The sequence below is a fragment of the Legionella sp. PATHC039 genome, from assembly GCF_026191275.1.
In the GTDB taxonomy this organism is placed as follows: Bacteria; Pseudomonadota; Gammaproteobacteria; order Legionellales; family Legionellaceae; genus Legionella; species Legionella pneumophila.
This window is the reverse complement of record NZ_JAPHOP010000001.1, coordinates 1,374,061-1,395,856: the sequence shown is the minus strand read 5'-3', so window position 1 is coordinate 1,395,856 and position 21,796 is coordinate 1,374,061. Positions and strand designations below refer to the sequence as shown.

Genomic DNA, 21,796 nt, shown 5'->3' with positions numbered 1-21,796 from the left:
ACAAAAAACTGATATGCTAATCATAGTGCAGGATTTATCCTTGCATGGAAAAGGGTTTATTATAGCGTAAATTGCTAGTTAGGGAGTGATTTATTTTTTTACTTTAAGTTGCGCTAAAGTGAACTTTTATTTATTTAAATAACAATTTTGATGTATCTGTGTAAGTCAAAGGGGAAATGCGAATGTCGCAAAGAGAAACAGGCCATGTTAAATGGTTTAATGAAAAAAAAGGATTTGGTTTTATTGTTAATCAAAAAGGCGAAGATATTTTCGTGCACTACAAAGACATTCAGGGAGTTGGTTTTAAAACGCTGCATGAAAATGATCCAGTTACCTTTGAACTTGATCGAGGACCTAAGGGTTTGAAAGCACAAAATGTGTTAGTGGCTAGCGAATCAGTACACACAGAAGAATAAGCCAGATGATTTTATCTGGTGAGGCTACGCTTTATTCTTTAAAGCCTCGTTAAAGTACTTAAGAGCATGTTTATAGAAACCTGAGAGTTTGACATAAAATCCGGTAATTTTATAGTCTACTGCCGAGTCAAAAAGTACAGCTGTTCCAAATCTAAAATGAATGGAGAAGGTGGCTGACTTGAGGACGAGTGTAAGTTAAAGAGAATGGTCTGAGGCGATCTTGCTTCGGAGTGCAGTGTCGAACTCTTAGGCTTATCCACGTATGCAATCCCGCCCAAAAAAGAGTATCAGTGTCCTGTTGTTATATGCTCATTAAGTTTCAGATATGAAGTATTTGTGTGTCAACTCAATTCATTTTTTATACCATTTTTTTAGTCTGGTTTTAATAATTTTATTTTTATTGTTAATTCAAGTGCTTATCATTTTTCTATTGAAAGCAACATTTTTTTTGTCTATAGATTAGTAAATAAGATCTGAAATTATTCATAATCAAAACATAAGGGAGGTTAAAAATGTTACTTCCTATTCAGGTGACATTCCGAAATATGGATCCATCTAAAGCTGTTGAAAGCAGGGCTATAAAACTTGCTAAAAAGCTTGATTGTCTTTATGACAAAATAATGGGTTGTCGAGTAGTCATTGAGTCTCCTCATCGCCATCATAACAAAGGAAAGCTTTATCATGTACGTATTGATCTGACAGTTCCTGATGCTGAGTTGGTTGTGAGCCGTGAATCATCAAACAAGCATGCGCATGAAGATGTATATGTTTCTCTAAGAGACGCTTTTAATGCGATAGAGCGCCAGCTTAAAAATTATGCAAATCAACGGCGAGGCCATGTCAAGCGTCATGAGGATTCTATTCGTGGTGGGAGAGTTCTTGAAGTATGCCCCATTGCTGATTATGGCTACATAGAAACAATTGATGGGCGTCTGATACGATTTACAGGCCAAAGTGTCGTTGATTATGACATCAATAAATTAGAGGTTGGTGACCGAGTACGATTTGTTGAAACAGTTAAAAACACACAGGAGGCTGCTGCAAGTACGGTTTACGTTGAAGGTAAACGCCATATTATGAATTAACAGGGGTATCAGAGGCCTATTGGTAATTTGCAGTTTACTGTTGAGTAATTGTTTAGGCGAAATGACTGCTTCCAAACAAATGATTCAAAATTTTAAATAAGGGCACTTGAGAGAGGGCATTTTCTGAAAGAATGAATTAGTATCGAAAAGGAGTTTGTCATGCCAGTTAAAAAGCTTAAACAATTTTTGGACAGCCATAAGATAAAATATTTGTCTATAGCTCATTCACCGACGTACACGGCACAAGAAATCGCTGCTTCTGCTCATGTTTCAGGAAAACAACTGGCAAAGACAGTTATTATAAAAATGGATGGACGTTTAGCTATGGTAGTATTGCCTGCAAGTGACCATATTACATTTATGAAACTTAAAGAAGCTATTGGTGCTTCTGATCTTGAACTTGCTACTGAATCAGAGTTTGAAGGGAAATTTGCGGAATGTGATGTTGGAGCTATGCCCCCATTCGGTAATTTGTATGGTTTACCAGTATTGGTGTCGACTAAACTGAGTGCACAGGATAATATCTTATTCAATGCGGGTTCTCACTCCGAATTGATGCAGCTCTCTTTTGGTGATTTTGAAAAGTTAGTAAAGCCAACATTGGTGACGCTATAGAATGAAGCGATGAGAAATATCATTATAAATTATTCAGTGGGATTTCTTAAATTATCAAGAACGCGATGAGTTAGCTCTTGTAATTTTGTTTTTTCATCTTCTGAAAAACCAGCCAGAATCTCGTCGTTAAGTATTCTGGAGCATTCATCTATTTTTTCTTGCAAAAGTCGGGCTTTTTCTGTAAGAAAAATATGCACGACTCTTCTATCCATTGAGCTTGGTTTTCGAGTAATAAACCCGTCTCTTTCCATTCGATCCAAAGTTCTTACAAGGGTAGGCTGCTCTACTTCAATCAATTGAACTAATTCAGATTGTGTCAAACCATTTTCAATATACAGTTCCATTAATATATAAGTGTAGGCATGACTCATAGCATAGGGTTTAATTAATTCATTGGCTCGCTTGATTAACAAACGATTTGTTTTTTTTAGCAGAGAGGAAAGATACATCAATTTCTCATTATTAAATAGCTTGCTATATAATAACAGGCTATGTTATTATTCGCAAGTTGTTTTAGGAGACATTTATGAAAAGCTTACCAATCTACCAAGTGGATGCATTTGCCTCAAATTTATTCAAAGGTAATCCTGCCGCTGTTTGTCCTTTGGATAAATGGTTAAGTGATGAGACTATGCAAGCCATTGCAGCTGAAAACAATTTATCTGAAACAGCCTTTTTTGCTCCCGAAACCGATGGATACAGGATCCGGTGGTTTACCCCCAATGAAGAAGTGGCATTGTGCGGCCATGCCACTCTTGCCAGCTCTTATGTACTTTTTAATCAATTGGGCTTTTCAGGGGAAGAAATTATATTTAATAGTTTGAGTGGTAAGCTATGGGTTAAAAACACAGATCAAGGCTTGGTTATGGATTTCCCAGTTCTGCCCTATGAAGAAATTAATTTCAGTGCCGAACTGCAGCATTTGAATTTAAAAAGGCCATTTAAAGCATTGCGAAGCCAATTTGATTTGATGTTTGTGTATCAAAATGCAGAAGAAGTAGTTGAGGCAAAGCCTGATTTGAATGCTGTGGCTCATCTTGACTATAGGGGGTTAATATTAACTGCTCCAGGAATATCAACTGATGTTTATTCTCGTTGTTTTTATCCTGGATGTAATGTGCCAGAAGACCCGGTAACAGGATCTGCTCATTGTGTTATTGCTCCTTATTGGTGTGAACAGTTAAGGAAGAACCATATAACTGCTTTACAAGGAGGCCTCAGACAAGGTGATCTTTATTGTGAAGTGAAGGAAAACAGAGTATTGCTCTATGGAAATTGCCATCTTTATTTGGAAGGAAGAATATATTTGCCATGAAATATTTAACAACCCCAAGGCTTTTGCTAAGAGCGTGGGATGAAGAAGATACTATCCCCTTCTATAGAATGAGTCAGGATCCTCGGGTCATGAAGTATTTCCCCGGGTTGTGGTCTATGGATATGGTCAAAGATTTCATTATCAGAATGAATGAACAATTATCTCAAAAAAACTTTACTTTGTGGGCGGCTGAAGTAAAGGACTGTAAGCAGTTTATTGGTTTTATAGGATTAAATGCTCCAACTTGGAATGCTCACTTCACTCCTTGCGTAGAGATAGGATGGCGTTTGGCAACTGAGTTTTGGGGGCAAGGCTATGCTACAGAAGGGGCAAAAGTAGCTCTTGAATATGCTTTTCTGGAGATGCATATTCCCGAGATAGTTTCTTTTACTGTGCCTGATAATTCCCGCTCAAGAGGTGTTATGGATAGACTTGGGATGATCAGAGATATTGCAGGAGACTTTTTACATCCCAAATTAGCCTCTGATCACAGGTTAGCAAATCATGTTTTATATCGTATACAAAATCCTTTAATAAAAGTTTGATGGATTTTGTATATGTTTTATCCGGCCATTAGACTAAGGTCTGTTGACATTTCTACTATCTTGGCCGAAAAGCCTTGATTTTCTGTGCTTCGCTACGGTGCTCGAAAATCAAGGCTTTTCGACTCAAGCGGGCGAAATATCAACAGACCCTAATTGGCTTAATAGTAACTTTAATGCCAATGCAATTAAAATGATACCTGTAATACGTTCAATCCAATAGCTAACTCTTTGAAATTTCGTACGCGTATTTTTTCCAGAAAGACTGAATGCAACAAAAGAAAACCATAACAATGTTTGCAGAAAAAGGATAATTGCTAGGAATAATTTATTGGAGATTGAAATTTCTCTGGGCATAAGTACTGAAAACAAACTGATAAAAAAGAGCATGGCTTTGGGGTTCAATAAATTCGTTATAAACCCATTGAAAAAAGCTTCACTTGGTTTTAAATCGTTGTACGTTGTATAACTTCCTATTTGGTCTGCATTTGGCTTGGCACCAAGATTTTTAAGGCCAATATAAAAGAGGTATCCAGCCCCTAGATATTGGATGATATGCAGTATTACAGGAGTTTTGGTAATAAACAGGCCTAATCCAAGAAGAGTGTAACTGATATGAACCAAACTGCCTAAAGCTATTCCTAAGGCGGTTAATAAACCACTCCTTCTGGAATAAGCCAGGCTGTTTTTGACTGTGATAGCAAAATCTGGCCCAGGACTAATTAACGAAATAAAAACTAAAATAATTAAAGGGAATAGTAGAGTAAATTGATGCCATTGTTCCATAGAGACTCCAAGTTTTTTACTAAGTTTTTTCAGCCAATATCATAGCTAATTTTTAAGCGCTCTTTTTTAATTTTACATTTAGTTAATAAGACATTGTTTATCTTATTTTAACTCCCTAAATGTACCCACCACAGGGGGGGAAAGGGTGGTTTCCTATCCCCATATTCAAACCATGTATATTTAATAAAAATACATAAAATATGGAATTATTTTAATGTTAATTTATAATATATGCAATTATTAATATAATTTTTATAGTGAGAGTGGCGAGATGATTGATGATCCAATTGATTTGCTCAGACAATATTCAAGAAAATTGGTACGAGAATTAGGTATGTTGCAATTAAATAAGTTAGCTGCAAAGGAGCAGCCTTCTTATTGGCATACTTTAATTGAAATAAATAAAGAACCCAATATTACTATTTCCAAATTGAGTCAATTGTTGTTAGTTTCATTACCTACCCTGTCGCGGATAGTGAATTCTTTGATTAATGATGAATTGGTTACGGCAAACGAAGGGCTGGATAAGCGGGAGCGCTTTTTAAGAGTCACTGATAAGGGTAAGGAAAAGGTAAATTATATTGATGAATATTCTAATACTAAAATAAAAAGAGCATTTCATTATTTAACTGACGAAGAGAAGGAACAAGTAATTACTGCAATTGGAAAGTATGCTCAAGCTTTAGAACAAAGTCGTTTAATTCGTGATCGGATTAGAATTTTACGCTTGTCAACTTCCAGAGCGTTGCGTAAACAAATTGTTAATATGATTGAAAATATTCAAGTGAATGAGTTTCATCTTTCGATTACTCCTGAAATCAATGCATCAATTTTAAAGGCCGAAGAGGAGTATTGTTATTATAGCAGTTGTAATTTTTGGTATGCGGTTGACGAACAAGGGGGGATTATCGGTTCTATCGGTTTAAAGAAGTTAAATCATACTGAAGGGGAAGTAAAAAAATTTTTTATTGCGCCGAAGTATCGAGGGTTAGGATTAGCTCAAAAATTAATGCTGACTTTAGTTAGAAACGCCATGAAACATGGATTTAAAAAGCTGTTTTTGGGGACAGTAGCTCAGTTAAACGCAGCAAGACGTTTTTATGAAAAGAATGGATTTCTTCTTGTTAATAAGAATTCTTTACCTAAAGAATTTGAGCTGTGCCCTTTGGATACCCATTTTTATTATTGCGAAACAGATAAGCTGGATAAAAGCTTAAGAGAATTGATATGAGTACACTAAAAGCTTTGTAATTTAATTTATGAGCAATTTTTAAAGGTATGACAGGTTATGGTAGCGGATTTAATGCTATGCACTAATTTTTTTATATTTACGGGTGGACCTGGCTCTGGCAAAACTGCCGTATTGAATGAGTTAAATACCTGGGGCTATTTAACAGTTTCTGAAGTTGCACGTTCTATTATTCAAAAACAACAGGCTGATGGTGGTGATGCGATACATACTGGAAATAGAGAAGCGTTTCGGGACTTGATGCTTGAACAATCGATTGCAGATTATTGCAAGATGCAGTCAGAGGAAAAAATTGTATTTTTTGATCGGGGAATCCCGGATTTGTATGGTTACTCTAAAGCATTTTGTGGTGAGGCGAGTAAGAAAGTGAATGAGAGTGTTAGACGATTTCGTTATAATAAAACAGTCTTTATTTTCCCTCCCTGGCCTGAAATTTATGAAAATGACGATGAACGTCAACAGGATTTTCACGAAGCATTGAAAACTTATTATGCTGTAAAAGAAGGATATTTTGATTGTGGGTATGCATTAATAGAAATGCCAAAATGCTCCATTAAAGATCGTATTGATTTTATTTTTCAAATAATAAGTAAGAATTGATTAGTTTATCCAGGTATTCTCCATAGTTACTCAAGTTAAAGAGTCAATTCATTTAAGAAAAAGACTAAAATTCACTTACAGCATGTGCAACTATTCTTTACTGAATTATCAGAAGATTTTATATTTGATCTTATGATTAAGTTTTGCTCTGATAAAAAGGTAATAAATGTTTTGAATTCCTTATTCGAGTGATTAAATCGCTGGAAGTTTAGAGTGGCACAAACAATTATTCACAAATAAGTAAAAGAATATTATGGAAATTTTTCTATATAAAATAAGAAATCTATGTTTACTTTTAATTATCAGCGCATTGCCAAAAATTGCAATTGGAGAAACCTCTTCCACAAAGTCACAAAATCAACCTCCAAGTATAGGTAATTTTGCTCTTCCTACCTCTCAACAACCAGGCCCTTTTCTTTCATTTGGTCAAACTCTGATTGATAAAAATCAGGTACAATTTTTTGTTTCACCAAACTATTTACAAATGAAAAACGAAAACTACTTGACCATTTCCTCTTCCGTAGTTTATGGCTTATCCAATAAAGCGTCTCTTTTGGTCGCAATGCCGGTCGCTGCAAGCTATGTTAATGAAATATCCCATTCTCATGGTCTGGGAGATGCCTACTTTCAAGGAGAATATGCTTTTTATGAAAATTCAAATTTTAGGTATGCTGAACAAATAACATTTGACGGAGGGTTCACAGCGCCAACAGGTTCAGTTCATAAAAACCCATATACCGGCTTTGGTTCTGTCAGCTATTTTTTAGGAAGCACTTATAATCGAATGTCAGTAGATTGGTTTGGACTTGTTTCTTCTGGGTTAAACGTGATAACAAAACATGATGGCATGAAATTAGGAAACCAATATTTATATCAAATGGGTCTGGGTCGAAATATTAAAAGTGAGTCTGGGAAATATATTTTTTTTGGTTTAATTGAAGTGAATGGGATCTATACTGAAAAAGATAACTTCATAGGAGAAATTGACCCAAATTCAGGGGGAAACCTTGTGAATATTATACCTTCCTTATGGTTCTCGACTAAAAAATTATTTTTTCAGTTAGGAGTTGCAATACCAATTTCTCAAACTCCAAATGGGGAACAGAACAAAATTAGTAAACGTTCACGCTCCTTGTCATGTAACTATATAAAAGAGTGATATTTTTTAAGACAAGGGGTTTTTATTACCCTCAAAAATTGCTATAAAGAGTCAAAAGATAAGATACTGATTTTATGACTGATTTATCGCAAATCAATTTAACGCCTAAGAACCTAGAAGAAGCATTAGAAACAATAGGCCATTTAGCAAAAATACTCATTGAGCTAAAAGAAGAAAACAGGTTACTCAAGGAAGAAAATGCTTGTCTTAAAGAGCAGTTGAATACCAATTCAAAGAATTCCTCATTGCCCCCCTCACGAGACCTGAAGAAGAAAAAACACAGTAAAGCCAAGAGTGGTCGTTCCCGAGGGGGTCAACCCGGCCATAAAGGACATCAACGCATATTAGTACCTATAGAGAAAGTCAATTCAGTGATTATTTGTCCACCCCAAAGGCATTGTGATTGTGGTAAAGAGTTAGATGTTTTAGGTCAGTTTGAACGACATCAAGTTTTTGAACTACCTACCCCCCGTTATGAAGTGATTGAATACCAGCTTCAAACTGGATGCTGTAGAACATGCCGACGCCGCTATCAAGGCAATTTGCCTGAAGGCGTGAGTCGTAAGGGATTTGGTCCCAGAGCTCAAGCGATGGTGAGTTTATTGACCAGTAAATACCGGCTGAGTAAGCGTTTGGTTCATGCTTGGTTTGCTGATGTTTATCAAATGCCCATTTGCTTAGGAAGTGTATCGAATGTTGAGCACACGGTGAGTCAATCACTCGAGCAAGCTCATGAAGAAATTAAAGCCCAAGTTCAAAACGCAACAGTGATTCATTTAGATGAAACAGGCCATAAAGAATGCTACCAAAATGGTTGGGCATGGATTATGAGCACACAGGAAGCGACTTATTTCAAATTAGAGCGTTCTCGAGGAAGGAAAATTGCTAAAGAACTCATTGGTGATTTTCGAAACCACATTTATGTAACAGATCGTTATTCTGCTTATGATTTTTTGCCGGATAGGAATCGTCAAGTGTGTTGGGCTCATTTGAAAAGGGATTTTCAAAAAATATCCGAACGCCCTGGAGTGCCAGGAAAAATAGGAAAAAGGCTTCTTAAAGCTTATGAGCGTCTTTTTAAGTTCTGGAAAACAGAGTATGACCCAAACATGCTCTCGTTTAAAAAACCTAGAAAAAGGTTTCGTTATTTTAAAGCAAAATTACTTCGTCATTTACGAGAAGGAGCTCGGTGTTCGCATAAAGCAACTGCTAGAACATGCACTAATATTTGGGAGTCTGTTGCTAGCTTATGGAGCTTCTTTGAACTACCTAATGTTCCTCCAACAAATAACCACGCTGAGCGTCAACTCAGACCTCTGGTTATTTCTAAAAAACTTACTTTTGGAACTCAATCTGAGCGAGGCAGTCGTTTTATTGAACGTATCTTTTCTGTTGTTACTACTTGTATACAACAAAAAAAGGATGTGTTGGCATTTATCATCGAAGCCCTTCACCAATGGGTTGCAACTCAGAAAAATTTAGACGCCCCTTTGCAAGGGGCGTGAACGTTTACCAAAATTAATTACAATCCTGTCGCCTCTGCAGGAATAACATTTAATTAAATGTTTCAATCTTTATTTTATTGATAATATCGCTGCTAAGGCGATGCAACAAGCCCTAGTGAAACTTGTTGCATAGTTAATATTAAGCATTTAATAAATGAATGATAGACGTATCAAACTCTGGAAAAACACCTATCACGACAGCAGCAGCCAGCATCATGATACCCAAATAGCGAAATATAGACTTATTTAAATGTGAAATAAGTAAGCCGAGGCTGACTCCAATGCTTAATAGAATTAATGAAGAAATTAAACAGCCCGATATAAAAAATGGCATACTGGCTAAATTATATTCGTCAGTCATCGCATTGCCTTGGAAAATAGCAAAAAAGCCAATAAGCCCTACTGTCAACAATAAAGATACTCCAGGACGCCATGATAATAAGGCTGCACAAATTATAAGAGAAGCTAAAATACCATATTGTAGGAGTGGGATTGCGATACCAGAAACGTTTAATATACCACCTAACACCATAGCTACAGCAAAAACCAAGGGAACGCTCCATAAGGCGCGGCCTCCTATTTTTGCGGCGATGAGTCCTACTGCCAAGGAGAACATCATATGATCTATCCCGTGTATTGGCATACTGAAACCTTGCCAAAAGGGATTGTTGCTCATAAATTCGGCATGATGGGCAAATACGATAGAAGGCATTAAGGGCATTAAGATAGTTATTACTGCAACAAAAACTGTACGCAACGATACTTTAAACATAAACTTTCTCCCTTTAAGTGCCAGGTATTGAATCAACTGTCCAGTCAATTCTTGGAATGGCGACACCTATCATTGTATCTCTGGTTACAATCGTTGCAAGTTTTTCTTCACTCCAATCCTCTGTACCCTCTGGTCGCATAGGTAAAATCATAAACCGTGTGCGTTGATTAGAGTCGTGAACTCTCACTTCCACATCAGGAGGAATAATAGTTCCAAATTCAGCTAATACTTGACGTGGCCATCTCACTAAACGACGTCTATAATTAGGTCTTTCATACCAGGCTGGAGCTATGCCTAATAAAGGTCTTGGGTAGCAAGAGCATAAAGTGCATACCATAGTGTTATGAAGTTTGGGTGTGTTTTCACAAACAATTAAATGGGTATAATCACTAGGAGTACCTTCGCCTGTTGGTTTTAACCAGTCGATTCCCAGTTCTTTACAAGCTGCTACCCCATCAGCGAGCAAACGCTTCTTGAATTCAGGATCTACCCATGCACGGGCGACAACTCGTGAACCAGAATAATATCCAAGGTTATCATACCATTCAGTAAAGCGACGGTGATCTTCCCGTGAAAATAAACCTTTTTCAATTGCGAGTTCACGAATAGCAGTTTCAAGAATAGTAAATTCTATCGCTTCATCGTGTTCCTCTATAGGTTCGTGTAAATGATCCTCCTTCATTACTTTTTCTCCTTTTTCTCTTTCTCTTTTGCTGGTTCAAGCCAGCGCTCTGAGAATTCTGTCTCTAATGTATCAATTGGGCTACCGCCATAATCCTCCCATAATTCGTTTAACTTAAAACGAACCAGGTAGAATCGCTCACGACGTCCTTCATATCGCCCCCATGCTTCATCTTCCGGAATAACCCATTCTGGTCGTAAAAGAACAATCTCCCCTGTATGTCCTCGTGTGTAGCCTTGGGTTCTAGTATGAAATAAAGAAGGCAAATTATTGACCGTTACACGATCGCCTATTTTGTATTTATCCATCTATATCTCCTCTCGCTTTCTAACTTCCGCCATTTTGTTCATTAACTCATCAGGAGTGATGTATCCTTTATCAAGCAACATTTTAGCCATTGCGAGTAACCATCTCGCATAGTAAGGTGTGCCAAAATAAATGGTTTCACCCAAATCGTTTTCTCGTCTTCGCCGCTCTTCTGCAACCCAATGACCGCGCCAAGCCAAGCATTCCGCTGTGCAATGAGTATTCTTTTCCCATAGGGTAGGCTTATGTGTTGATTTATCGAGAGGGCCATCTGGTTGGCCGCCAACGTCATGAACTACGTGTAATACAGCTTCCGCATGTTTTTGCGTAATAGTAAGCGGTATATTCAGTTCATTATATCTAACTGGTGTATGTGATCTGATTATATCTAATAGAGCAGAGTAATCATTAGCTGAGTTCTTGGCCATGCTTGTTCCTTGGAATGCATTAATTAGAGCGAAATGAATAAAAAAAACCTCTATACATAAATATAGACCAGACAAATGAATTTTCCTAATTAGATTAGATAGCAAGACTCTTCGGTAATATTGATGTACGAGCGACTGGGATAAAGGGTACTGAGTATTTTCGTGCCAAGTCAGTTTCTATTTATATTTTATTGAATGAATACAATTGATCTTTGTGTGGATAATATTTTCTGAATTTTTCTCAGGCTTTTGTCATTTACTTTCGATCAATACAGCAATATCCTTGTTAACTTTAGTTTTAAAGCGCAAATGGAACTTTAATGATAACAGATTTTATCGGTCTTCTCAGACAAAGAAAATTTTTGCCCCTTTTCCTGACCCAATTTTTTGGTGCTTTTAACGACAATGCTTATAAGCTAGCAATGTTGACTATGATTAGCTATCATTTAAGCCATACACAAGAACAGTCGGAATATTATCAGGCTATTGCAGGCGCTTTATTCATTCTGCCTTTCTTTATCTTTTCCGCTACTTCCGGACAATTGGCAGATAAATACGACAAGGCTTTGTTGACTCGTCTGGTTAAGGTGTTTGAAGTGTTATTAATGATTATTGGAGGTATTGCATTATACATTGGTAGCGTTTTCTTGATGATGTGTACTTTGACTGGGATGGGGGTACATTCTTCTTTCTTTGGACCTATCAAATATGCGATTTTACCAGACCATTTGCCTAAGAAAAATTTATTAGCAGCGACAGGCCTAATTGAAGCCAGCACTTTTATTGCTATTTTATTAGGCACTACATTGGGTACGTTAACCGTTGGAGGGAAGGAGGCTACCCCTTATATCGCGATTATTATGACCTTAAGTGCCGCTTTTTCTGGTTTGATCTCCAGCCTGTTTATACCTCCTGCACCATCAGCACTTCATGAATTAAAAGTGGATTTTAATTTATGGCGGGCCACAGTGAAGATGCTAAAGGAGGCGAAAAAAGAATATGGAATTCTTATATCCATATTAACTATTTCTTGGTTTTGGTTAATTGGCGCTGTCATGCTTACCAAATTACCTGATTATACCCATTATGTTTTGGGGGCTAGCGCTCATGTTTTTGCTCTATTTCTTGCTTTATTTTCAATAGGCATTGCTCTAGGATCAATTACTATAAATTGGTTATTGAAAGGACAAGTTAATCTTTCTGCTGTTCCAATGGCCATGCTCGCTTTTACTTTTTTTGCTTTTGATTTGTATTGGTCATCTCCTGCGGGTCATGATTTAAAGACCCCCTTATTTAACTTATTTAATTTTTTTACTTCATTTACTCATTGGCGAATTGCTTTTGATTTATTTATGTTAGCATTTTGTGCAGGACTATTTGTAGTTCCCTTGTATACTTACTTGCAAATTATAAGTCCAGTTGAAAACAGGGCCAGAACGATTGCGGCGAACAATATTTTCAATGCCTTGTTTATGGTGATGGGAACTTTGTTAGTCATGCTGTTATTGTTTTTTAGCTTTTCAATTCCTCAGGTTTTTTTAATACTTTGTCTTTTAAATTTGGTTGCCGCGGTGTTCTTGTTTCTTGGGTTAAGAACCTTAAGAAGAAGCTCAGAGGAGATAGCTTAACAACAGATCTTTTGCATAACCTGTCTCTTTCATTTTATTGCGCCTTGTAAACGTTTCACGGTGCTCATTTACTGCATGTATACTGGCTCCTCGAAATTTTCAGGTAAGGGAGAAGGGCATCATTTATTTTTGAGCTTGGTGTTTTACTCCTTTTTCAACCAATCTTTTGCAGGTAAAAAATCTGTGTATAGTTTTTCTTCATCAGTCCCTTTTTCAGGATGCCAATTGTATTCCCAATGAACAATGGGAGGCAGGGACATCAATATGGACTCAGTCCTTCCGCCGGATTGCAGGCCAAATAAAGTGCCGCGATCATAGACTAAATTGAACTCTGCATAACGGCCTCTTCGGTAATTCTGAAACGCTTTTTCTCTATTACCAAAAGGGATATCTTTACGGCGAGCCACTATGGGTTCATAGGCAAGAATAAAATGATCACCTATGCTACGCATGAGATCAAAGCTGTGATCAAAGCTGATTTCATTGTAATCATCAAAAAATAAGCCGCCAATCCCACGTGCTTCATTTCTGTGCTTAATAAAAAAATAATCATCGCACCAACGCTTGAATTTTGGGTAAATCGTTTCTCCAAAAGGTAAACAGGCATTTAAGGCCGTTTGATGCCAATGCTCACAGTCTTCAATAAATCCATAATAAGGAGTTAAATCAAATCCTCCACCAAACCACCAGACTGGTTCCGAATCCTCCTTTTCTGCGACAAAAAATCGAACATTGGCATGTGTTGTTGGCACATAGGGGTTTTGAGGATGAATGACCAGAGATACCCCTAATGCGCTGAAATGTCTTCCTGCCAATTCTTCTCTATGTGCACTGGCTGATGTTGGTAATTGTTCCCCTGAAACATGTGAGAAATTGACGCCGGCTTTTTCAAAGACATTCCCATTCGCCATTATTCTTGTTTTTCCTCCACCTCCAGCAGCTCGCTGCCAGGAATCCTCATGGAATCTGGTTTTGCCATCAATTGATTCCAGTGAGACACAAATTGTATTTTGGAGTTGGAGCAGATAAGATTTAATTTGCTCTATCGCATTATAAGGAAGTGTCTTCGAGATTGGCATGATGAGACTCCGCACAGGGAATTAGCGCTTGGAGCCTTCATTTTCTCATTTTTTGGATATTGGCACAATGTTTGCTTTGTTTAAATAGGTTTTTTTATCATTTTTATGTTTCAGTGAGGTTTAGAGACAAGTATGAAGCCATATAGTGCTTTGGAAAATTGGCATAATGTCAAATTATGGTTAAGACTTAAATAACAATAAGACAGGAGTAAATATGGCCATTAATCTTGATTCTTATTTTGGGATTCATGCCAAGGCGTTGATCGCAAGAGATCAGAGGGCATCAGTTCTTGCTAATAACATAGCCAATGTTAATACACCGAATTTTAAAGCCCGGGATGTTGATTTTAATGAAGTACTGACAGCAACTATGAACGGTAACAGCCAGCAGTTAAGGGTAACTTCGGATCAGCATATTAATACCAATGCCGATTTTATGACTCATTTGAAATACCGAATGATACATCATGCTTCTTTAGATGGTAATACCGTTGATAAAGATATGGAAACTACTGAGTTTGCTCGAAATGCATTGAATTATCAGGCCAGCTTGAGTTTCTTAAACGGCAAAATCAAATCCATGCTGGCCGCATTGAAAGGGGAATAATCATGTCATTAAATGCGATTTTTGACATTGCGGCTTCTGCAATGACTGCAGAAACAGTTCGTTTGACTACCAGTGCTGGCAATATGAGTAATGCGAATGTTGAAGCAGGTAGTCCAGATGAGGTCTATCAAGCCAAATATCCTGTTTTCAAGTCAGTTCAGGAGAATGCAAATCAATGGATGGGGGAGCAAATTAAGGCTGGCGTGAAACTGGATGGTATTTATGAGAGTGATGCAGAACCGCACAGAAGGTACGATCCAAATAGTCCAATAGCTGATAAAGACGGGTTTGTCTATACGTCAAATATCAATTACGTTGAAGAAATGGCAAATATCATTTCAGCTTCACGTTCTTATCAAATGAATATTGAATTACTAAATACAACCAAACAACTTATGCAAAGGACGCTGCAATTAGGCGAATAAGGGGAAGGGAATGACTACCAATTCAGTAAATGGTTCCAATTCAACAGGTGGTTTAGGTTTGAATCAAATTGATTCAGATAAAAGACAAAACTTAGGACAACAGGATTTTTTGCGTTTGATGGTGGCACAAGTTCAAAATCAAGATCCTCTGCAACCACAGGCAAATGGGGAGTTTTTATCTCAACTGGCTCAGTTTAGCACCAATGATGGAATCACAAAAATGCAAGAATCACTGCAACAATTAGCTTCATCTCTACAATCTAATCAAGCGCTTCAAGCATCCGCTTTGGTTGGCCGCAAGGTGTTAGTAAACAGCAATACCCTGAGTCTGGGTACAGAAGGAGATGTAAAGGCCGCCATTGATATGGCACCTGGTGTTTCTAATCTTCGCGCTGCAATCTACACGGAATCTGGCGAGTTGATAAAAACTATTCCCTTGGGGCAACCAGAGCCTGGGTTTTTCCAATTTAGCTGGGATGGTACTGACCAAAGTAATCAACGTTTAGCATCAGGAAGATATACAATAAAGGTTACTGGTACCTATGGCGGACAAGAAGTGGCATTGAAAACTATGACGTCAGCCAATGTTGATAGTGTCAGTCTTGGGCAAAATGGCGAGGATCTAAAGCTTAATGTAGCGGGCGTAGGATCAGTCTATTTAAGTCAGGTAAGGCAAATATCAGTATAAATCAATGATTTCAGTCACCGTTGCCTTATTGAAACGATGGCTTAAGTCATAAGCGCATTGCTTATAAAGCAGTCAAGGGCAAATGCTAAAAAATTATAAAGCAGGAGGCTATTATGGTTTTTAATACAGCATTAAGTGGAATTCAGGCATCAACCAGAGATTTAGAAGTTATAGGTAATAATATTGCAAACTCTGCCACAATAGGATTTAAAGGCTCAAGAGCCGAGTTTGCAGATATTTATTCATCCAGCGCTTATGGCTCTGGCGGCAACGCTGTAGGTGGTGGGGTTAAACTCTCGCGTGTACATCAGTCATTCGCTACAGGAACATTAAGTACTTCAAACAACACACTCGATCTGGCTGTGAATGGTTCGGGCTTCTTTATATTAAGTGATCAAGGATCCAGGATTTATACTCGAGCCGGGCAATTCAAGTTGAATAATGAGAACTATATAGTCAATGCAAATAATCAACGGTTGACTGGTTTACTAACTGATTCTAATGGGGTAATTACAGGAGCCTCGGGTGATTTACGAATAAACACTGCAAATATTCCTCCCAGAGCCAGTACAAATGTCACTGTAGGTGTTAACTTGAACTCTCAAAGCAAAGCGCCTAATGTAGATTGGGTCGGAGGAGCTACTCCAGCAACCGATACTTATAACAATGTCACCTCGTCAACAATCTATGATAGTTTAGGAAATTCACATGTGTTGAGTATGTATTTTATTCATGCCGATTCAACAGCCCTAGCCGGTTCACCTAATGCCTCATCACCTGCTGGAACAGAAAATCAATGGTATGTAGCATTTCAGATAGACAATCAAAACGTTCCTCCTAATGTGGGGCCTCAAAATACAAATAATTTATTCCGAGCTAACTTTAATTCTGATGGCTCGTTTGCGGGAGTATTTGATACATCAAACGCCGCATTACCCAATAATTTAATTCCCCTATCATTCAATTTAAACAATGGTTCCAATCCTTTGAGTCTCAATATCGATTTATCAGATAGTACTCAATTTGGCAGTCCTTTTGCCGTTCAATCGACTTTTAATAATGGCTACACTACCGGAAGTCTTGCTGGGCTGGATATTGATGACTCGGGAGTAATCTATGGCCGTTATACTAATGGGCAATCTTTGTCCATGGGCCAGATTCAGCTCGCTAATTTTGCAGATCCAGAAAGTTTGCAAAATTTAGGAAATACCAGCTGGGCTGAAACATCTTCATCAGGACAGCCATTGATTAGTGCTCCTGGAAGTGGTGGTTTGGGATTAATTAATTCAGGAAGACTTGAAGAATCAAATGTGGATTTGACAAGTGAATTGGTCAACTTAATTAGTGCTCAGCGCAATTTTCAGGCGAATGCTCAAACTATTCGTACAGGCGATGCGATTACTCAAACGATCATCAATATTCGCTAGGAGGTAAGCTATGGAACCTATCCTGTATAAGGCCATTTCTGGTGGTCGTTCAGATTTTAAAAGGCAGGAAATAATCGCAAATAATTTGGCAAATATTAACACCCCTGGATTTAAGGCTGATTTGTACCAGGCACAAACCATGTACATGAATAATGCAAATGGAAATAATCAGTTTAATATGCATTCATTTATCACTCAAAATGCCAATGGACTGGACACTTCTCCTGGGGAGATTATTACGACAGGCAGGGATTTGGATGTAGCCATTGATGGAGATGGGTGGATGGCTGTTGAGGATAGTAAAGGTCGTGAAGCTTATACCAGAGGGGGTAGTTTACGCTTGAATGCTAATGGACAGTTAATTACTGCCTCGGGTAAGGTTGTTTTAGGTGATGGAGGCCCAATTTCTATCCCACCTGCTCAATCTGTAGAGATAGGTTCGGATGGTACCATATCGATTATACCTTTAGAAGGTGATGTCAAATCCTTGGCGGTATTAGACAGGATTAAATTAGTTACACTGGATAGAAATAATATTTATAAAAACGATGAGGGCTTGATACAACTGAAATCAGGTGTTGCTACCGCTAATAGTAATATTAAATTACAAAGCGGTGCATTGGAGGGGAGTAATGTAAAAGCGATTGATCAAATGGTAGCTATGATCAGTGCAGGTCGGGAATTTGATGCCCAAATGAAGCTATTATCAACAATCGATGATAATGGACAAAAATTGGCACAACTATTGCAAGAATAGACTTAACTAATTTAGTTATTGTTTCAGTTAGGATAAATCGCTTTCCAGTTGGTAGGAGTTATAGATGATTTTAAGAACGGAAGATGTTTTTTATGCATTTAAAAATCTGAAATGATAATTAAGGCCGAAATAATAATAAGAATAATAGCAGGAGGCCGTTATGGAACCAGCATTATGGGTCAGTAAATCAGGTTTGGAAGCCCAGGATAAGAATATAGCTACTATTGCCAATAACCTTGCTAACGTAAACACAACAGGTTTCAAAAAAGGTAGAGCTTTGTTTGAGGATTTAATTTATCAAAATCTTCGTCAGGCCGGTGCTCAATCTTCACAAAATTCGCAAATTCCCACCGGTATTAATATGGGGACAGGAGTGCACCTGGTTGCTACAGAAAAAATCTTTAGTCAGGGCAGTATTCAGAATACGCAAAATGCTTTGGATATCGCTATCGAAGGCCGCGGCTTTTTAACAGTCTTAATGCCTGACGGCACACAAGCCTATACACGTGATGGAAGCTTTAAAACAGATAGTACAGGCCAGATTGTTAATAGTAATGGGTATCCCCTTCAACCAAACATTTTGATACCACCGCAAACGACAAAAATTACTATTGGAACAGATGGCACGGTTAGTGCTTTAGTCGCAGGAAATAATGCTCCATCGGTAATAGGAAACATTCAATTAACCGATTTTATAAACCCTGCCGGGTTGCAACCTATTGGGCAGAATTTGTATGTGGAAACAGTAGCAAGCGGTACACCAGTCATAGACAATCCCGGTAACTCCGGATTAGGTACTTTATTGCAAGGTTCATTAGAGGCCTCTAATGTGAATGTGGTTGAAGAATTGGTTAATATGATTCAGGCTCAAAGAAGTTATGAAATAACAGCAAAAAGCATTCAGACCGTTGACAGTATGTTGCAATATTTAACCCAAACTCTGTGAGTGAGATAGGTCATGAATCGATTTAATATAGCTGCGTCTTGCTTGGCTACGACCTTGTTATTCGGGTGTGAGGCCCTCCATCCACCTGCACCAGGGGATAATCCTGATTATGCACCGACTTATCCTGTAACGCCGGATCCCAAGGAGTTAAGAAAAGTAAGTGGAGCTATTTACAGTAGTGAAACGGCTCTCCCATTATTTGAAACACCCAGGGCAAGACATCCTGGTGACATATTGACTGTATTTTTGATTGAGAAGACGGATGCACAAAAAAATGCGACTACCACTCAGAGAAAAAATGATACGGAAAAAATCACAAATAAACTCTTTTTAGGCAGACCAATCTCTTTGGGAAGTGGTTACAGCATGGATTTTGATTTAGATAACCAAAGGCAATTTAACGGGGAAGGCCGATCAATACAAAACAATAAATTAGCCGGTAGTATTTCAGTGACGGTAGCTAAAGTGTTGGCGAATGGCAATATGGTAGTTCAAGGCGAGAAATGGGTCAGAATCAACCAGGGCAATGAGTTTGTTCGCCTTTCAGGGATAGTTCGTCCCCAAGATATAAAAGCAGATAACACTATTACCTCTGATAGAATTGCCAATGCAAGAATTTCTTATGGTGGTACTGGTCAAATTAATAATACAAATGCTCAAGGATGGTTATCAAGAATTTTATGGGGGCCTTTATTCCCGACTTAATTGGTAATTATTGAGATTACAACTGACAAGGAATTAAGATGCGGCGAGTGCTGGTTATTGGATCGATATTGGCAATTCATTTGATTGCAACTCAAGTTTTTGCTGAACGAATCAAAGACATTGCTACTTTAGCCGGTGTTCGTGTCAACCAATTGGTTGGTTATGGGTTGGTGGTCGGTTTAAGCGGTACTGGGGATAAAACAGGCACAAAATTTACCGAAGATAGTTTTGCTAACATGCTAACTCAATTGGGAATTAATATTCCTCCAGGAGTAAGACTCAATTCCAAAAACATTGCGGCAGTGATGGTTACTGCCAATTTGTCCAGTTTTATGAAAAAAGGACAGACTATGGATGTCAACATTTCATCCATAGGAGATTCTAAAAGTTTGTTAGGTGGAACTTTATTACTTACTCCTTTGAAAGGAGCGGATGGTCGGGTTTATGCCATGTCACAGGGAAACGTTGTAGTCTCTGGAATCAGTGCTTCAGGGAGCGATGGTTCAAGTGTTACTGTTAACGTACCCAGCGGGGGAAGAATTCCTAATGGCGCTACCATAGAGGCTGATATTCCTAACCCGTTTTATTACTCAGATTCACTGACTTACAACCTGCATTACCCTGATTTCACGACGGCGAAACGAATGAGCGATGCTATTAATGAGTTAATGGGTCCTGGCACGGCAAAAGCCATAGATGCTGGTTCTGTTGTTGTAACAGCTCCAAAAAAACTATCTCAACGGGTAGACTATGTTTCAGTGCTCGAAAATATTGAATTTAAGCCAGGAGAACCCATGGCAAAAATTATTATCAATGCCAGGACTGGGACAGTAGTTATTTCAACTAATGTGATTGTTAAATCTGCTGCTGTTTCTCATGGTAATTTGGTCGTTAGTATTACAGAGACCCCTGTTATCAGCCAACCTAATGCTTTTGCTTCAGGGCGGACTGTGTCTACGCAGCAATCACAGGTCAATATTCAACAAAAAAATAACCGTGCATTTATTCTGCCTAAGGGTACTACTTTGAAAGATATAGTAAGAGGAATCAATGCTGTTGGTGCAACACCTGCTGATGTGATTTCCATTTTGGAAGCCTTGCAAGAGGCAGGTGCGTTAAGTGCTACATTAATAGTCATATAAAGGTGATGGATATGACCATACAGAGTATTGCTACGAGTGATTTTCAAGGATTAAATGAATTAAAAATCCAGGCAAAAAATAATGCAAAGGAAGCTTTGCCTGAAGTAGCCAAACAGTTTGAAGCGATATTCTTGCAATCCATGTTAAAAAGTATGAGGATGGGGCAACATTTTCTTGATGAATCCAGTCCTTTTAGTGGTAAGAATGAAGTGGCTTTTCAAGAGATGCTGGATGCACAATATGCTAGTACTATTGCAGGGTCTAAAGGGATAGGATTGGCATCTCTATTGGCTAAACAACTGGAAGTTTCAGTTGGTGATAAAGCAAAGAACCCAGTTCATCTCTCTACAGAGGTTAACAATACCAAAGTCATTAATTCAGAAGAATCAGTATCCGTTGTTGATGATTTCGTAAAATCTGTATGGCCTACAGCAAAACAAGCCGCGTCTTTAATTGGATTGGATCCCAAATTGTTGATAGCACAAGCAGCATTGGAGACTGGCTGGGGTAAATTTGTTACGAGAGATGCCGAGGGTTCGAGCAGTAATAATTTATTTAATATTAAAACCGGGTCGAATAGTAAAGTAGAATCAATTCAAGTTAAAACAACAGAATATATTGCCGATACACCTATTAAGATAAATGCTTCCTTTAGAAAATATCAATCCATAGAGCATAGTTTTCATGATTATATTTCGTTAATTAGAGGAAGCGAGCGTTACCAAATGGCCTTGGCTAATGCAGCAAATCCTGAGCTTTATGTCAGCGAGTTAAATAAAGCAGGGTATGCTACTGATCCAAATTATAGCAGTAAGATTTTATCTATTTATCATGGTGATGAATTGAACCAGGCAATACAACGATGTGAATCATCCGAACAAAGTTGATAGTTAGGCCCAAGTTAAAGAAAAAATTAGTTCAGGGAGTGAACA

Annotated in this window: 26 protein-coding genes; 19 read left to right on the top strand and 7 right to left on the bottom strand. The window is 38.0% G+C overall.

The annotated features are described in order from the left end of the window. The first annotated feature begins 182 nt into the window (after positions 1-182). The 3 genes from OQI99_RS06315 to OQI99_RS06305 all read left to right on the top strand — a co-directional run bounded on the left by OQI99_RS06315 (position 183) and on the right by OQI99_RS06305 (position 2,116). Complete coding sequence (locus OQI99_RS06315) at positions 183-416, top strand: cold-shock protein (RefSeq protein WP_061513598.1); 234 nt, start codon at positions 183-185, stop codon at positions 414-416. Positions 417-928: 512 nt separating this feature from the next. Further along, entirely contained in the window at positions 929-1,501 is a 573-nt protein-coding gene (locus tag OQI99_RS06310) for an HPF/RaiA family ribosome-associated protein (protein WP_010946938.1), read from the top strand. Between the two features lie 159 nt (positions 1,502-1,660). Beyond that, a complete protein-coding gene (locus tag OQI99_RS06305; RefSeq protein WP_061513599.1) occupies positions 1,661-2,116 on the top strand; it encodes an aminoacyl-tRNA deacylase in 456 nt (151 codons plus the stop codon). A 29-nt stretch (positions 2,117-2,145) separates the two neighbouring features. Here the strand turns inward: OQI99_RS06305 and OQI99_RS06300 are convergent, their stop codons facing one another. Further along, positions 2,146-2,565, bottom strand: coding sequence for a MarR family winged helix-turn-helix transcriptional regulator (locus OQI99_RS06300; RefSeq protein WP_061513600.1), 420 nt, complete (start codon positions 2,563-2,565; stop codon positions 2,146-2,148). Positions 2,566-2,642: 77 nt separating this feature from the next. Between OQI99_RS06300 and OQI99_RS06295 the strand changes: the two genes are divergently transcribed. Both OQI99_RS06295 and OQI99_RS06290 read left to right on the top strand, forming a co-directional pair. After that, on the top strand, positions 2,643-3,431 hold the full coding sequence (locus tag OQI99_RS06295) for a PhzF family phenazine biosynthesis protein (protein WP_061476966.1): 789 nt from the start codon (positions 2,643-2,645) through the stop codon (positions 3,429-3,431). Next, positions 3,428-3,976, top strand: a complete 549-nt coding sequence (locus OQI99_RS06290; RefSeq protein WP_061513601.1) for a GNAT family N-acetyltransferase — start codon at positions 3,428-3,430, stop codon at positions 3,974-3,976. The genes OQI99_RS06295 and OQI99_RS06290 overlap by 4 nt, the downstream gene beginning before the upstream one ends. A 123-nt stretch (positions 3,977-4,099) precedes the next feature. Here the strand turns inward: OQI99_RS06290 and OQI99_RS06285 are convergent, their stop codons facing one another. Further along, the gene (locus OQI99_RS06285) at positions 4,100-4,759 is read right to left on the bottom strand and encodes a LysE family translocator (RefSeq protein ID WP_061513602.1); all 660 of its coding nucleotides are present in this window, start codon (positions 4,757-4,759) and stop codon (positions 4,100-4,102) included. A gap of 271 nt (positions 4,760-5,030) precedes the next feature. Between OQI99_RS06285 and OQI99_RS06280 the strand changes: the two genes are divergently transcribed. The 4 genes from OQI99_RS06280 to tnpC all read left to right on the top strand — a co-directional run bounded on the left by OQI99_RS06280 (position 5,031) and on the right by tnpC (position 9,272). Beyond that, positions 5,031-5,990 (top strand): bifunctional helix-turn-helix transcriptional regulator/GNAT family N-acetyltransferase, encoded by a 960-nt coding sequence (locus tag OQI99_RS06280; protein ID WP_061513603.1) that lies wholly within the window; start codon positions 5,031-5,033, stop codon positions 5,988-5,990. Positions 5,991-6,047: 57 nt separating this feature from the next. Further along, on the top strand, positions 6,048-6,608 hold the full coding sequence (locus OQI99_RS06275) for an AAA family ATPase (protein ID WP_061513604.1): 561 nt from the start codon (positions 6,048-6,050) through the stop codon (positions 6,606-6,608). Between the two features lie 253 nt (positions 6,609-6,861). Beyond that, a complete protein-coding gene (locus OQI99_RS06270; RefSeq protein WP_061513605.1) occupies positions 6,862-7,767 on the top strand; it encodes a hypothetical protein in 906 nt (301 codons plus the stop codon). A gap of 74 nt (positions 7,768-7,841) precedes the next feature. Continuing rightward, positions 7,842-9,272: an IS66 family transposase gene (gene tnpC, locus OQI99_RS06265; protein ID WP_265731112.1), complete on the top strand. Its 1,431-nt coding sequence runs from the start codon at positions 7,842-7,844 to the stop codon at positions 9,270-9,272. A gap of 139 nt (positions 9,273-9,411) precedes the next feature. On the opposite strand, the gene OQI99_RS06260 is transcribed toward tnpC, so the two are convergent. From OQI99_RS06260 to OQI99_RS16240, 4 genes are read right to left on the bottom strand one after another with little or no spacing between them, the layout of a single operon-like run. Further along, positions 9,412-10,044 carry a HupE/UreJ family protein gene (locus OQI99_RS06260; protein ID WP_061513422.1) on the bottom strand — a complete coding sequence of 211 codons (633 nt, stop codon included), beginning with the start codon at positions 10,042-10,044 and terminating at the stop codon, positions 9,412-9,414. Positions 10,045-10,057: 13 nt separating this feature from the next. Beyond that, complete coding sequence (gene scnC, locus OQI99_RS06255) at positions 10,058-10,726, bottom strand: thiocyanate hydrolase subunit gamma (RefSeq protein WP_028378300.1); 669 nt, start codon at positions 10,724-10,726, stop codon at positions 10,058-10,060. Beyond that, on the bottom strand, positions 10,726-11,034 hold the full coding sequence (locus tag OQI99_RS16245) for an SH3-like domain-containing protein (RefSeq protein WP_061513423.1): 309 nt from the start codon (positions 11,032-11,034) through the stop codon (positions 10,726-10,728). Before OQI99_RS16245 ends, scnC begins: the two co-directional genes overlap by 1 nt. Further along, positions 11,035-11,460, bottom strand: a complete 426-nt coding sequence (locus tag OQI99_RS16240; RefSeq protein ID WP_011213571.1) for an SH3-like domain-containing protein — start codon at positions 11,458-11,460, stop codon at positions 11,035-11,037. A gap of 320 nt (positions 11,461-11,780) precedes the next feature. Between OQI99_RS16240 and OQI99_RS06245 the strand changes: the two genes are divergently transcribed. Beyond that, positions 11,781-13,088, top strand: a complete 1,308-nt coding sequence (locus OQI99_RS06245) for an MFS transporter (protein ID WP_061513424.1) — start codon at positions 11,781-11,783, stop codon at positions 13,086-13,088. 143 nt (positions 13,089-13,231) lie between these two features. Here OQI99_RS06245 and hemF read toward each other — a convergent pair whose 3' ends face one another. Further along, the gene (gene hemF / locus OQI99_RS06240) at positions 13,232-14,167 is read right to left on the bottom strand and encodes an oxygen-dependent coproporphyrinogen oxidase (RefSeq protein WP_061513425.1); all 936 of its coding nucleotides are present in this window, start codon (positions 14,165-14,167) and stop codon (positions 13,232-13,234) included. A gap of 214 nt (positions 14,168-14,381) precedes the next feature. Between hemF and flgB the strand changes: the two genes are divergently transcribed. The 9 genes from flgB (at position 14,382) to OQI99_RS06195 (ending at position 21,751) form a co-directional block, all read left to right on the top strand. After that, positions 14,382-14,774, top strand: a complete 393-nt coding sequence (gene flgB, locus OQI99_RS06235; protein WP_061513426.1) for a flagellar basal body rod protein FlgB — start codon at positions 14,382-14,384, stop codon at positions 14,772-14,774. A 2-nt stretch (positions 14,775-14,776) separates the two neighbouring features. After that, positions 14,777-15,199 carry a flagellar basal body rod protein FlgC gene (gene flgC / locus OQI99_RS06230; RefSeq protein ID WP_010946949.1) on the top strand — a complete coding sequence of 141 codons (423 nt, stop codon included), beginning with the start codon at positions 14,777-14,779 and terminating at the stop codon, positions 15,197-15,199. A gap of 10 nt (positions 15,200-15,209) precedes the next feature. Beyond that, positions 15,210-15,887: a flagellar hook assembly protein FlgD gene (gene flgD / locus OQI99_RS06225; RefSeq protein ID WP_014843732.1), complete on the top strand. Its 678-nt coding sequence runs from the start codon at positions 15,210-15,212 to the stop codon at positions 15,885-15,887. Between the two features lie 113 nt (positions 15,888-16,000). Continuing rightward, the gene (flgE, locus tag OQI99_RS06220) at positions 16,001-17,314 is read left to right on the top strand and encodes a flagellar hook protein FlgE (protein ID WP_061513427.1); all 1,314 of its coding nucleotides are present in this window, start codon (positions 16,001-16,003) and stop codon (positions 17,312-17,314) included. Between the two features lie 10 nt (positions 17,315-17,324). Continuing rightward, the gene (flgF, locus tag OQI99_RS06215; protein ID WP_061513428.1) at positions 17,325-18,071 is read left to right on the top strand and encodes a flagellar basal-body rod protein FlgF; all 747 of its coding nucleotides are present in this window, start codon (positions 17,325-17,327) and stop codon (positions 18,069-18,071) included. 160 nt (positions 18,072-18,231) lie between these two features. Then, positions 18,232-19,017, top strand: a complete 786-nt coding sequence (gene flgG / locus OQI99_RS06210; RefSeq protein WP_061513429.1) for a flagellar basal-body rod protein FlgG — start codon at positions 18,232-18,234, stop codon at positions 19,015-19,017. Positions 19,018-19,029: 12 nt separating this feature from the next. Further along, positions 19,030-19,722 carry a flagellar basal body L-ring protein FlgH gene (locus OQI99_RS06205; RefSeq protein WP_061513430.1) on the top strand — a complete coding sequence of 231 codons (693 nt, stop codon included), beginning with the start codon at positions 19,030-19,032 and terminating at the stop codon, positions 19,720-19,722. Between the two features lie 38 nt (positions 19,723-19,760). Further along, on the top strand, positions 19,761-20,864 hold the full coding sequence (locus tag OQI99_RS06200) for a flagellar basal body P-ring protein FlgI (protein WP_061513431.1): 1,104 nt from the start codon (positions 19,761-19,763) through the stop codon (positions 20,862-20,864). A gap of 11 nt (positions 20,865-20,875) precedes the next feature. After that, the gene (locus tag OQI99_RS06195) at positions 20,876-21,751 is read left to right on the top strand and encodes a glucosaminidase domain-containing protein (RefSeq protein ID WP_061513432.1); all 876 of its coding nucleotides are present in this window, start codon (positions 20,876-20,878) and stop codon (positions 21,749-21,751) included. Positions 21,752-21,796 lie beyond the last annotated feature (45 nt).

Bases quoted from the DNA above. Each gene is read 5' to 3' on its own strand.
- OQI99_RS06315 (WP_061513598.1), top strand. From the start codon at position 183: ATGTCGCAAAGAGAAACAGGCCATGTTAAATGGTTTAATGAAAAAAAA.
- OQI99_RS06310 (WP_010946938.1), top strand. From the start codon at position 929: ATGTTACTTCCTATTCAGGTGACATTCCGAAATATGGATCCATCTAAA.
- OQI99_RS06305 (WP_061513599.1), top strand. From the start codon at position 1,661: ATGCCAGTTAAAAAGCTTAAACAATTTTTGGACAGCCATAAGATAAAA.
- OQI99_RS06300 (WP_061513600.1), bottom strand. From the start codon at position 2,565: ATGTATCTTTCCTCTCTGCTAAAAAAAACAAATCGTTTGTTAATCAAG.
- OQI99_RS06295 (WP_061476966.1), top strand. From the start codon at position 2,643: ATGAAAAGCTTACCAATCTACCAAGTGGATGCATTTGCCTCAAATTTA.
- OQI99_RS06290 (WP_061513601.1), top strand. From the start codon at position 3,428: ATGAAATATTTAACAACCCCAAGGCTTTTGCTAAGAGCGTGGGATGAA.
- OQI99_RS06285 (WP_061513602.1), bottom strand. From the start codon at position 4,759: ATGGAACAATGGCATCAATTTACTCTACTATTCCCTTTAATTATTTTA.
- OQI99_RS06280 (WP_061513603.1), top strand. From the start codon at position 5,031: ATGATTGATGATCCAATTGATTTGCTCAGACAATATTCAAGAAAATTG.
- OQI99_RS06275 (WP_061513604.1), top strand. From the start codon at position 6,048: ATGGTAGCGGATTTAATGCTATGCACTAATTTTTTTATATTTACGGGT.
- OQI99_RS06270 (WP_061513605.1), top strand. From the start codon at position 6,862: ATGGAAATTTTTCTATATAAAATAAGAAATCTATGTTTACTTTTAATT.
- tnpC (WP_265731112.1), top strand. From the start codon at position 7,842: ATGACTGATTTATCGCAAATCAATTTAACGCCTAAGAACCTAGAAGAA.
- OQI99_RS06260 (WP_061513422.1), bottom strand. From the start codon at position 10,044: ATGTTTAAAGTATCGTTGCGTACAGTTTTTGTTGCAGTAATAACTATC.
- scnC (WP_028378300.1), bottom strand. From the start codon at position 10,726: ATGAAGGAGGATCATTTACACGAACCTATAGAGGAACACGATGAAGCG.
- OQI99_RS16245 (WP_061513423.1), bottom strand. From the start codon at position 11,034: ATGGATAAATACAAAATAGGCGATCGTGTAACGGTCAATAATTTGCCT.
- OQI99_RS16240 (WP_011213571.1), bottom strand. From the start codon at position 11,460: ATGGCCAAGAACTCAGCTAATGATTACTCTGCTCTATTAGATATAATC.
- OQI99_RS06245 (WP_061513424.1), top strand. From the start codon at position 11,781: ATGATAACAGATTTTATCGGTCTTCTCAGACAAAGAAAATTTTTGCCC.
- hemF (WP_061513425.1), bottom strand. From the start codon at position 14,167: ATGCCAATCTCGAAGACACTTCCTTATAATGCGATAGAGCAAATTAAA.
- flgB (WP_061513426.1), top strand. From the start codon at position 14,382: ATGGCCATTAATCTTGATTCTTATTTTGGGATTCATGCCAAGGCGTTG.
- flgC (WP_010946949.1), top strand. From the start codon at position 14,777: ATGTCATTAAATGCGATTTTTGACATTGCGGCTTCTGCAATGACTGCA.
- flgD (WP_014843732.1), top strand. From the start codon at position 15,210: ATGACTACCAATTCAGTAAATGGTTCCAATTCAACAGGTGGTTTAGGT.
- flgE (WP_061513427.1), top strand. From the start codon at position 16,001: ATGGTTTTTAATACAGCATTAAGTGGAATTCAGGCATCAACCAGAGAT.
- flgF (WP_061513428.1), top strand. From the start codon at position 17,325: ATGGAACCTATCCTGTATAAGGCCATTTCTGGTGGTCGTTCAGATTTT.
- flgG (WP_061513429.1), top strand. From the start codon at position 18,232: ATGGAACCAGCATTATGGGTCAGTAAATCAGGTTTGGAAGCCCAGGAT.
- OQI99_RS06205 (WP_061513430.1), top strand. From the start codon at position 19,030: ATGAATCGATTTAATATAGCTGCGTCTTGCTTGGCTACGACCTTGTTA.
- OQI99_RS06200 (WP_061513431.1), top strand. From the start codon at position 19,761: ATGCGGCGAGTGCTGGTTATTGGATCGATATTGGCAATTCATTTGATT.
- OQI99_RS06195 (WP_061513432.1), top strand. From the start codon at position 20,876: ATGACCATACAGAGTATTGCTACGAGTGATTTTCAAGGATTAAATGAA.